Below are 11,990 nucleotides of genomic sequence, written 5' to 3'. Positions count from 1 at the left end.
TAAAAGGATTATTCCTAAGAAAAATTCATGCAGTGACTTTTAAAGGATTTTTGATAAAACTGGTGATGTTTATTCTAGCCTTTACACTCAATAAAATTACCGATTAAATAGCAACTTGAATTAATTATGTGAACAGTTTTGGGAAGCATGATATAAGCGGAATGATATTGTATAACCAAACAGATTTTGTAGATGCCCGCGCCGGTGATTTCATCAGTTCGATACCATTCCGTAACCAGGGTATAGCCGGAAGAGTAACTTACGGTTTTGATACAAGGTATTTACTGGAAGCTAATTTTGGTTTTAATGGTGCGGAAAATTTTGCACCAGATAAGCGCTATGGCTTTTTCCCTTCATTTGGATTGGGATGGGTGGTCAGTAATGAAAAATTCTTTGCTGATATCAGCAAGGTCATCACCTTTTTAAAGGTGAGAGGATCTTATGGTAAAGTGGGTAATAATAAAATAAGCGACTCCTACCGTTTTGGCTATATAGCCCAGGTAGGTGGAGGGAACAATGGTTATGCTTTTGGACGCAACAACGAGGTATGGTATAATGGAAGGGATATATCTGAGTATGCGGTAGATGTTAGCTGGGAAGAGGCAGCAAAAACTAATATTGGGCTTGAATTGAAAACGCTGAATAACGATCTATCCATTGTAGTAGATTATTTCCAGGAAGACAGAACAGGAATCTTTCTGCGCCGGTCAAATGTGCCGTTGTATGTAGGCTTGCGTAGTAATCCTTATGGTAATCTCGGCGTAATACATAACAGGGGAGTTGATGGTACAGTTGAATACTCCACTTCATTAGGTAAGAACTGGGTGATAAGCGCACGAACTAATTTTACCTGGAACCGTGCAGTTATTATTGATGATGCTAATGCAGCCTGGCCTTACCCCTGGCAGCAAAGGATCGGAAGAAAACTGAATCAGCGTTTTGGATTAATTGCCCTGGGTTTATTTGAAGATGAAAAGGATATTGAAAACAGCCCTTATCAAACAGGTATTGTTAAGCCGGGCGATATTAAGTTTAAAGACCTGAACGGAGACGGCAAAATTGATTCTTATGATGAAGCGCCTATAGGATATGGTGCGGTACCTGAATTAGTATATGGCGCAGGCTTTAATATTAGTTGGAAAGGTTTTGCCTTTGGAGCCTTTTTTAAGGGAGTGGGAAATGTAGATGTACGTTTAAATGGAGAAGGTTTTCAACCATTTCAATTAGCCGGCGACAGGGGAAATTTATTACAGGAAGTTACCAACCGGTGGACGCCTGATAATCCGAGTCAAAATGTTATTTATCCCCGCCTCACATATCCTTCTAACGAAAACATGAATTATAATAACAGTTCATGGTGGATAAAAAACGGATCGTTTATCAGGCTGCAAACATTGGAAGCAAGCTATAGTCTGCCTAAAGCTAAGTGGTTTGATAAAGGAGGTTTGTCTGGGTTAAGAATTTATTTTATAGGATATAATGTAGCCACCTTCAGCAAATTTAAAATGTGGGATGTTGAGTTGGGAGATGGAAAGGGCGCTCAGTATCCTCTCCTGAAATCTTTCAACCTTGGTGTTGAATTAAGATTTAAATAATCAGTTAACAGCATTATTGAATTTTAAATGATTATTATGCAATTCAGAAATATATCAACATATACAGCAGTCGTTTTTTTAATACTATTAAGTTCGGGTTGTAAAAAGTTTCTCGACCAGGTGCCGGACGACCGCGTTACAATAGAAGAAGTTTTTCAAAAGAAGCAGGCATCTGAAGAATATCTGGCCAATGTTTACAGTCATATACGTGAACAGGGAAATCAATGGACAGTAAATCCGTTTAGCGGTAATACCGATGAACTGGATGTTACATGGGCAAAATATTCAACTTATCAGCTTAATATCGGAAGCTGGAACCCCACCAGCCTGCCTTTTGATATTTGGGGAGAGCAGTATAAAGGGATCCGTTCAGCAACTTACTTCATAAATCATATTGATGGAAATGAAGAGATATTGAGATTGAACGGACAGCAACGTATTGATCAGTATAAAGCAGAGGCAAGATTTGTAAGAGCATATTGCTATTTTGCCCTTTTACGTCAGTACGGCCCCATTGTTATTTTAGGCAATGAAGAGTTAGCTCCTGACGCTCCCACCGCTGATTTCCAGATACCACGCAGCAGCTATGATGAATCCGTGGAATATATAGCAGGACAATTGGATTCTGTTGCTGCAGTTTTACCAACATCACCGGCAGAAGACAGAGATTACGGGCGTGCAACAAAAGGAGCTGCGCTGGCTTTAAAAGCCAGGATTTTATTATATGCAGCAAGTCCGGCATTTAATGGCAATGCTGATTATGCGAATTTTAAAAACCAGGATGGCAAATCTCTGATCAGCGGTGCTTATGATACTGAAAAATGGAAACGCGCAGCAGATGCAAATAAAGCGGTGATTGACCTTAATCTGTATGCGCTTTATAAACATGCTTCCGGAGATCCTGTAGAATCATATCGCGGAATATTATTAGATGCATATAACGGTGAGAATATTTTTTCAAGACGCAATAATAATCTTACCGACTGGGATGTACACTCAATGCCACGGGCTGCCGGTGGATGGTGTGGCATGGGAGCTACGCAGGAAATGGTTGATGCATACTTCATGAAAGACGGATTGCCTATTACTGAATCTTCATTATATAGTGAAAATGGTTTTACTGATGATATATATAATATGTATGTAAACAGGGAGCCGCGCTTTTATGCATCTGTTAACTATCATAACCGCATGATACAGGGAGGAAATATTATTACAGCGCGCAGATTGAATTTTTTTAACGGCGGCACCGATGGAAGATATGAAGGAACAGAAGATTATTCTAAAACCGGTTACCTGGTATGGAAAAATGTAAGCCCGAATACAAACCGCATTACAGGGCAATGGTATAACCGGCCGAATGTATTGATAAGATTGGGGGAGATATACCTCAATTATGCTGAGGCGCTGAATGAATATGATTACAACAGCAATCAAACAGAGATTCTAAAGTATATCAATCTTATACGCGAAAGAGCAGGTATTCCGCAGTATGGAACAGGCCCGGATGCGCTTCCAATTCCTGCCACACAATCTGAAATGCGGGACAAAATCCGCCAGGAACGCAGAATAGAGCTAGCCTTTGAATCACACCGTTGGTTTGATATGCGACGCTGGAAAATTGCAAGAGATGTTATGAAGCCGGTGCATGGAATGAACTGCAATGGTAAAGACGCTTCGGCCTTTTTTGTTCGTACTGAGGTAACACCGCGCCAATGGAGAGATGCATATATGTTCTATCCATTACCACAATATGAAATTGACAGAGGAAGATTGCTGGTGCAAAATCCTGGTTGGTAAAGAAACAGATAACTAATAAACATACAATTATGATTAACTATAAAAGCCTTTTATACAGTATATATTTATGCTTAACTGTTGCGGTGGTTGGTTGTCTTAAAGATGACACTGATTTGCCGGAGCAAAATGCTGAAGACTATTACCAGGTATATATGCCTTTGGCTGTGCAGAACCCAATAGCAGTTAACCTGAAATTTGGCAGTGAAGCGCAGGCATTTGTTTATGGAGCGAATTATGGTGGATTGAATTATCCTGGCAAGGATATACAGGTTGATTTTTCAGTTGCATCAAACCTGGTTGATTCGTTTAACCTTCAGTATGGTACACAATATGAATTACTACCGCAAAGTGCATATTCATTAGCAGCTACTTCAGCTGTAATTCCTGCTGGTACATTAGCAACACAACCGTTAGATATAAAAGTGATATCCGAAGGAAATATGGATATATTTAAATCTTATCTCCTGCCGGTAAGTTTATCTTTAAAGAGCAACGATTTTAAGATCAACGAAAACCTTAAAACAACTTTTTATGTCGTAACGGCTTCGCTTTCTTTTGATGATTTCCAGGAATATGACAGAAGCAACTGGGAAGTAATAGAAGTATCATCTGAAGAACCTGCTGAAGGCCCGGATAATGGAGGTCTGGCAATTCATACGCTTGATGGTAAAACAAGTACTTTCTGGCATTCTGCCTGGGCTAATTCATCCCCTGGTCCTCCGCATTATATTGCGATTGATATGGGCGAAACAAAAACTTTGCATGGCTTTTCTTTTACAGGCAGGCAAAGCAGTAATGCAGGCAAACCCCAAACAATAACTATTGAAACCAGCATGAATGGTACAGATTGGGAAACTGCACAAACATTTACTTTACAAAATACGAACAGCGAACAAAAATTTTTCCTAACCTCAGGATTTAAAGAAGCGAAGTATTTTAAAATGATTGTTACCGCTATGTTTGGCGGAGCTAATTATACACATCTGGCAGAGTTAAAAGCTTTTTAATTTGCATATAGTTTAATAAAAGTTAGTAAACAAAAAATCTCACAGAGTGGAGTCTGTGAGATTTTTTGTTTATTACCATGCTGTTGTATTTAATTTCAAACATGATAACATAGAATAGAATGTTGATCTTTTAACTTAAAAAGACAGACTTGGTAGTTAATATAAATTTACATTTGCGCTTTATATAAAGCATATTCATTCTTATGTCATCTACCTTGCATACATTCAGAAAAATTGCATTTGCCGAAGGCGTTTCTTATATATTGTTGTTGTTTATCGCTATGCCGCTGAAATATTTTTTTAATCAGCCTGCTGCTGTTAAATACGTAGGCTGGGCGCATGGGGTATTGTTTATTGCATATGTTGGCTGGCTGATAGCCTGTTGGGTAAGATACAAATGGAGCGTTAAGAGGTGTTTACTTTTTTTTATCGCTTCATTATTGCCCTTTATGCCCTTTGTTGTAGAAATACGATTAAAAAAAGAAGAATAGGATTGCTGCATTTTTGTGTGTTGTTTTATACATCGCTTACCAGGTAAGCGCAGGATAATTGATGTTACGTATATATGTATATTAGCAGGAGCTTAATACATATGAAAAAATATATACTTGGCTTATCAGTATTGATTTCTTTTTTTATTCAAGATAGCTTTGCACAGGAAAAAGAGCATCACTCACGTCCCAATATTATTTTTATTCTTACAGACGATCAGCGGTATGATGCATTAGGTGCGGCAGGTAATAATATTATTCACACTCCTAATATTGATTCTATTGCACAGCGCGGTGTATTATTTCGCAATGCGTATGTTACTACAGCTATCTGTTGTGTAAGCAGGGCAAGTATATTAACCGGGCAGTATATGTCCCGTCATAAAATTGAAGATTTTGCAACACCTTTTAGTGATGCTGCCATTCAGCAAACCTATCCCTTGCTGTTGCGCAGTGCAGGGTATAATGTTGGCTTTATAGGAAAGTTTGGTGTGGGTGCTAAATTACCTGCTGCTGCTTTATTTGATTACTGGAATTGTTCAATGGACTTTGACCAAAAATATTACCTGGATGATAGTAACGGTAAGCCTGTGCATAACACGGATAGCGTAGGAAGTTCAGCAATCGATTTTTTGCAGCAATATGCAGGCAAAGAAAAACCATTTTGTCTTTCCATAAGTTTTAAAGCGCCGCATGAGTTAGATGGCCATCCGCCAACATACCCGGTACAGCAAAAATTTCTGAATTTATATAGTGATGTAAATATTCCGGAACCATTGACAGCAGGCCTGAAATACTGGAACAGCTTTCCTGATTTTTTTAGAACAGACAACAATATAGGAAGAGAAAGATGGAAACCGTTGTTTTCTACTCACGCATTATACCTGCAAACAGTAAAAAGTTATTACCGTTTGATAAGTGGTGTTGATGACGTTGTTGGCAGGATAGTACATACCCTAAGGCAATTGAACATAGACAGGAATACTGTCATTATTTTTATGGGTGATAACGGTTTTTGCCTGGGAGAGCACGGACTTCAGGGTAAGTGGTATGGATTTGAAGAATCAATCCGCGTACCCCTGTTATTATATCATCCCGGCAGTAAGCAGCTAAAGGGTGTAAAAGATGATCGTATAGTATTGAATGTTGACATTGCGCCGACCATTTTATCATTGGCAGGTATTTCAGCATTGCCGGGTATGCAGGGCAAAAGTTTGTTTGATATTATGGATGGAAAATATAAGCGTGATGATTTCTTTTATCAACATACATTTTTAGGCAGTCCGCGGTTGCCAAAGGTAGAAGGCGTAGTTTCAACTACATTTAAGTATCTGCAATATACAGAGCACGGTTACGAAGAATTGTATGATTTAAAAAATGATCCTCACGAAACTAAAAATCTTGCTTCAGATAAGAAGTATAAAAAGCAGTTAGCTCAAATGAGAGAAAGATATAATTATCTGAAACAGGAAGCTAAATAGATTGCCGTGCTTACTCCTTTCGGGGATTGTTTGTAAACGCTGCTACGATGGAGCATAAAAGTTCCTGATAGGGGGAGTATGGATTTTAGCATTTGACTGATGAAATACTTATTAAAGCAACCGCTACACCTGCGTATTTCCTATTGTATTAATTGCTTTTACCTCTGCTTTTACCTTTGTCTTTTTTATGAGACGATCGATCCATAAAATAAGTGCAAGCGCTATTAAATTAATTTCTATTTCAAGCCTTTCAGTTTCAATATTGAAATTGAAGGTAAATGAAGAAATTCCTGCGCCAACACTGAAATCATATGAATCGGTAAAATCAATTCCTATGGATAAATATATACCTGATGCATATTTAAAGGCGTAACCCATAACAGCAAAACTGAACAATTGAAGCAGTTGGTTTATAAGTGAGACCTGTAAAGCATTTTTCTTATTGTAAAGACAGCATATTCCTGCATAAATAGAATAAGCAAAAAAGAGAATAACCAACAAATACATTAACAGAACCTGTAAGCTGAATGTACCGTTTTTAAAGATTCCCCAAACTATAATTATTATTCCAACTAAACCTCCAGCTACCTGGTAAAGCCCAAGCGTTTTTATTAACTGCGGCTGCATTTCGCTATAAACTGGATGTTTCATAATTGGGGTTCAACAACCGGGTTGATTATTTGTTGTTGCCCCAAATTAATTAATAATTATAATTCCAAACTTATTTCCTGCTCTCACCTGCATTCATCAGGATAGCACAGGATGAACGTTTTCTTTTTTGCCTTTACCTTGACGGCGAAATTGTATTGCCATGAGGTATATTATTCGCTCTAAAAAATTCCTTTTTTCTTTTTTTGTTTTCAGCATAGTATTCAGTTCAACAATGCATGCGCAGTTACCACCGGTATTTGACCAGGCAACTGCAGCAACTGCACAATCTGTTGAAACCGTTATCCGCTATCTTTCTCCACAAAAAATACTCTGGCAAACGGAAAATGCCGGAGAGCAGATTAAAAACGCGCAAAGATTATTAAAGCCTGGTAACGGGCAGGCTGATCTTGCCAACAGGGATATGTGCGTACTTAAAAGCACCTGGGGCATTAAGCCTGCATTGCTATTTGATTTTGGCAGGGAACTGCATGGCGGCTTGCAGATTGTAACCGGTATGTATCCTGGTAATAAACCTGTAAAGCTTCGTGTTCGTTTTGGTGAATCTGCCAGTGAAGCCATGAGCGATATAGAGCCAAAGCAAAACGCTACCAACGATCACGCCATGCGTGATATGATTGTTGAAGTGCCCTGGCTGGGAAAATTGGAGATTGGCAATACCGGATTCAGGTTTGTTCGTATTGATATGTTAGATGCAAATGTGGAATTGCAATTAAAAGAGGTAAGAGCCATTTTTACTTTCAGGGATATCCCTTATCTCGGCTCATTTAATAGTAGTGATACTTTGCTGAATAAAATCTGGATGACAGGAGCCTATACCGTTCATCTGAATATGCAGGATTATTTATGGGACGGTATTAAGCGTGACCGCTTGGTGTGGGTAGGAGACATGCATCCTGAAACATCAACTATAGCAACGGTATTTGGTAATAATGATGTTGTTTCCAAAAGCCTCGACCTGTCAAGAGATATAACACCCATTCCCAACTGGATGAATGGTATCAGCACCTATTCTATGTGGTGGATCATTATTCATCGTGACTGGTATATGCATAACGGTGATTTAAATTACCTGCAGCAGCAAAAAGACTATCTCCTTAAGCTGATTGATCATATCATTACTAAAATTGATAACAACGGAAAAGAAACATTGGATGGAACAAGATTTTTAGATTGGCCCTCAAGCGAAAATGCAAAAGGCGTTGATGCAGGTTTACAGGCAATGATGGTATGGTCGTTAACTGCCGGTGCGGAGTTATGTAAAATATTGAATGAACCTGCCGCTGCGCAAAAAAGCGAAGCTGCTGTAGCCCGTTTAAAAGCATATGTGCCTGATGCCAATAATTCAAAACAGGCGGCGGCTTTAATGGCGCTCACCGGGTTAATGCCTGCTGATAAGGCTAATAAAGATATCCTGAGCGTAAATGGTGCGCATAATTTTTCTACTTTTTATGGTTACTATATGTTGCAGGCAAAAGCCTTGGCAGGCGACTACCAGGGAGCCATAGACGCTATTCGAGAATACTGGGGCGCAATGCTTGGGCTTGGTGCTACAACCTTCTGGGAAGATTTTAATCTGGACTGGTTGCCTAACGCTTCCCGTATTGATGAATTGCCAAAGCCTGGGCAAAAAGATATTCATGGCGATTATGGCGGTTATTGTTATGTAGGATTCAGGCATAGTTTAAGTCATGGATGGGCATCCGGGCCAACACCATGGCTAACCGAACATGTGCTGGGTATAAAAGTGATGGCGCCCGGTTGTAAGGTAATTAAAGTGCAGCCCCATCTCGGCGATCTGCAATTTGCTGAAGGTACTTTTCCAACACCTCTCGGTATCGTTAAGGTTAAGCATACAAAATTGGCGGATGGAAAAGTGAATACTGTTATCAATGCGCCTAAAGGCATAAAAGTAATAAAGTAGTATATAGCAGGCAGGTTGACCCTACTCTAACTGTCTTCGGCCAGGGCCTTGTATAAAATAAATAATTATGAAAAAGATATTTCTGCTTACAGTTGCCGCATTGTTGGCCTTAATGAGTTATGCTCAGTCAGATATTGCAGCAGTAAATCTAAGGGTGGAATATAAGCCCAATGCATTTACGGATGTGGAAAAACCAAGATTTAGCTGGGAGTTAACATCCTCGGTTAATAACCAGGTGCAAACTGCATGGGAGCTTATTGTAGCATCTTCTGAACAGATACTACAATCTAACAAAGGTGATGTGTGGACTTCAGGAAAAGTAAATAACAATATAACTAACCAGGTTGAGTATAACGGTAAGTTACTGCAGTCTGACAAAAAGTATTATTGGAAGGTTCGCAGTTGGGATAAGAAAGGGGTTGCGGGCAAATGGAGCAAGGCTGCAAGCTTTAGTACAGCGCTTTTGAAACAATCGGATTGGAAAGCTTCGTGGATAGGATTTGATTTAAATAATGAATCGATAGATAAGGAATATCATTTACCTCCTGCTGCATATATGCGTAAGGAAGCACAAGTAATAAATGAAATTAAAAAAGCAAACCTGTATGTTTCATCGCTTGGGATATATGAGTTTTACATTAATGGTAAAAGAATAGGGGATGACTATTTTGCTCCGGGATGGACTGATTATAATAAACGAGTTTATTATAACGTATATGATGTAACAAAGGACATAACAAAGGGGAAAAATGTATTGGGAGCAATTGTTGCAAATGGATGGTACGCCGGTTATTTGGGGTATGCGTTACTGGTAGGTTCACCAACTACCTATGGTTTTTATGGAAAGGTTCCCCTCCTGAAGGCCCAGGTAGAGATTGAATACAAAGACGGACGAAAGGAAACGATTATAACAGATGGCTCGTGGAAAGCTTCTTCTGGTGCAATACGTGAGGCAGATATACTTAATGGGGAAAGATATGATGCGAGACGTGAATGGAAAGGATGGAATACAGGAGGTTTTGATGACGCCCAATGGCAGCAGGTATATACAGATAATAAAAATGCGGCTCTTTTACAATTATATCCAGGCAACCCGGTAAAAATTATTGAAGAGCTGAAACCATTGTCTGTAATTGAAAATAATGGAAAATATATTATTGATCTTGGACAGAATTTTTCAGGATTGATAAAATTTACATTAAATGGAAATAGAGGAGATAGCGTTGTGCTGAGATATGGTGAAATGTTGCATACAGATGGAAGGCTGGTTACAGAAAATCTTCGCCGTGCAAGGGCAACTGACACATATATTTTTAAAGGTGAAGGCAAGCCGGAAACATGGATGCCTGCATTTACTTATCATGGATTTCGTTATGCTGAATTATCAGGTTTAAACCATAAGCCATCGGTTAATGACATAAAGGGTATGGTGTTAAGTTCCGCTACACCAACTGCAGGAAATTTTGAAACCGATAATGCCATGCTGAACCAACTGTATAAAAATATTGTGTGGACGCAACGCTCTAATTATGTTGATATACCAACCGATTGCCCGCAAAGGGACGAACGTCTTGGCTGGACGGGCGATGCGCAGATATATATGCGTTCCGCAGCATTTAATAATGATATCGCAGCCTTTCATACAAAATGGATAACAGATCTGAACGATGCGCAGTGGAGCAATGGCGCATATCCCGTATACGCGCCTATACCTTCTGAAAACGGTGTGGCAACCATCCGTAAGTCAGATACCTATTCGCCGGGTTGGGCAGAAGCTGGTATTGTATGCCCTTACAATATTTATAAAATGTATGGAGATACAAGAATCATAAAAGAAGCATGGCCATATATGGAAAAATATATGAGCTTTCTTGAAACAAAGGGCAAAGGAAAATATGTTTTTCCTGAAGCTAGTTTTGAAGAAGTAGATCCAAAGGGAGGTTTTGGCGACTGGCTTTCAGTAGGTAAAAAAACACCACCAGACATGTTGGCAACTATGTACTATAACTATTGCGCATTATTGATGGCGGAAATGGCAGACGGTATTGGAAATATGGAAAAGGCTGAACATTACAGGAATATCTCAAAAAAAATTAAAACTGCCTTTGCTGCTCATTATATGGATACCGATGGAAAATTAAAAACAAATGCGGCTGCATATGGCGATGGGAAAGGATATGTAGATGGAAGTCTCGGTTTTTCAGGACATACACAAACGGCATATGCCAACGCTATATACCTGCAAATTCTATCCGAAGATAATGTTGTAAAAGCAGGCAATTATTTAAAAGAGCTGGTTGCGGAAAATAATAACCAGATCAGTACCGGCTTTTTGGGCTTCAAACCCATGTTTCCCGCACTTTCGGCTACACATAACAGTGAGCTGGCTTATATGTTGTTGAAAGATACGGCATATCCTTCCCTGGGTTTTGAAGTAGTGAATGGTGCTACCACCATTTGGGAAAGATGGGATAGTTATATTAAAGGAGAAGGGTTCAGGCATAATGCAAGCATGAACTCATTCAATCATTATGCCTTTGGTGCGGTATGTGAATGGATGTTTCAGAACATGGCAGGCATTAGTCCAGCAGATGCAGGGTTCAGAACATTTATCATTAAACCGGAAATAGCCTCTTCGGGAATAAATTATGTTAATGCATCGTATCACTCCATTAACGGTGAAATACGGTCATCATGGAAGAAAGAAAATGGAAAATTAATACTTCGTGTATCCGTTCCTGTTAATACAGATGCTGAGGTTGTAATACCTTCCGCTCCCGCTAAACACATTCGTATCAATAACAGGCCAATTAATGAATTTAATCATCGCAGCACCGGGAAGATAGAAGAGCTCATTAGTATAAGTCTTGGGTCGGGTAACCATAATATCATGATAAACGAGTAAAAAACATCTACAAAACCAGCATAGAACAGGATGGTCAAGTAAAATGTCATTTTTACATTTGTTTAACACGTTTAAAAAACGATTGAAATATTATTAACGACTAAAACTGCCTGATATG

The 11,990-nt window shown here is 39.1% G+C and carries 8 protein-coding genes and 1 pseudogene; 8 read left to right on the top strand and 1 reads right to left on the bottom strand.

Annotation, left to right across the window (positions count from 1 at the left end; translation table 11 throughout):
• From DC498_RS18675 to DC498_RS18650, 6 genes and pseudogenes are all read left to right on the top strand, one after another.
• A pseudogene (locus tag DC498_RS18675) lies at positions 1 to 107 on the top strand (IS982 family transposase); the annotation flags it as partial.
• A gap of 21 nt (positions 108 to 128) precedes the next feature.
• Positions 129 to 1,595 (top strand): SusC/RagA family TonB-linked outer membrane protein, encoded by a 1,467-nt coding sequence (locus DC498_RS18670; protein ID WP_255415849.1) that lies wholly within the window; start codon positions 129 to 131, stop codon positions 1,593 to 1,595.
• 36 nt (positions 1,596 to 1,631) lie between these two features.
• The gene (locus DC498_RS18665) at positions 1,632 to 3,395 is read left to right on the top strand and encodes a RagB/SusD family nutrient uptake outer membrane protein (protein ID WP_116875678.1); all 1,764 of its coding nucleotides are present in this window, start codon (positions 1,632 to 1,634) and stop codon (positions 3,393 to 3,395) included.
• Between the two features lie 29 nt (positions 3,396 to 3,424).
• Complete coding sequence (locus DC498_RS18660) at positions 3,425 to 4,402, top strand: discoidin domain-containing protein (RefSeq protein WP_133176899.1); 978 nt, start codon at positions 3,425 to 3,427, stop codon at positions 4,400 to 4,402.
• Between the two features lie 203 nt (positions 4,403 to 4,605).
• Positions 4,606 to 4,893 (top strand): DUF3817 domain-containing protein, encoded by a 288-nt coding sequence (locus DC498_RS18655; RefSeq protein WP_116875665.1) that lies wholly within the window; start codon positions 4,606 to 4,608, stop codon positions 4,891 to 4,893.
• 101 nt (positions 4,894 to 4,994) lie between these two features.
• Positions 4,995 to 6,374, top strand: a complete 1,380-nt coding sequence (locus tag DC498_RS18650; RefSeq protein ID WP_165813892.1) for a sulfatase family protein — start codon at positions 4,995 to 4,997, stop codon at positions 6,372 to 6,374.
• Positions 6,375 to 6,497: 123 nt separating this feature from the next.
• On the opposite strand, the gene DC498_RS18645 is transcribed toward DC498_RS18650, so the two are convergent.
• A complete protein-coding gene (locus DC498_RS18645) occupies positions 6,498 to 7,025 on the bottom strand; it encodes a hypothetical protein (protein ID WP_116875663.1) in 528 nt (175 codons plus the stop codon).
• Between the two features lie 160 nt (positions 7,026 to 7,185).
• On the opposite strand from DC498_RS18645, the gene DC498_RS18640 reads away from it, so the two are divergent.
• Both DC498_RS18640 and DC498_RS18635 read left to right on the top strand, forming a co-directional pair.
• Positions 7,186 to 8,967, top strand: a complete 1,782-nt coding sequence (locus DC498_RS18640) for an alpha-L-rhamnosidase-related protein (protein WP_206197695.1) — start codon at positions 7,186 to 7,188, stop codon at positions 8,965 to 8,967.
• A gap of 67 nt (positions 8,968 to 9,034) precedes the next feature.
• Entirely contained in the window at positions 9,035 to 11,872 is a 2,838-nt protein-coding gene (locus DC498_RS18635; protein WP_116875662.1) for a glycoside hydrolase family 78 protein, read from the top strand.
• Positions 11,873 to 11,990 lie beyond the last annotated feature (118 nt).

Origin of the sequence: Terrimonas sp., assembly GCF_003075435.1 — a bacterium.
Lineage (GTDB): Bacteria > Bacteroidota > Bacteroidia > Chitinophagales > Chitinophagaceae > Agriterribacter.
The sequence above is the reverse complement of the archived record's forward strand: the minus strand, read 5'-3'. Positions and strand labels throughout refer to the sequence as shown.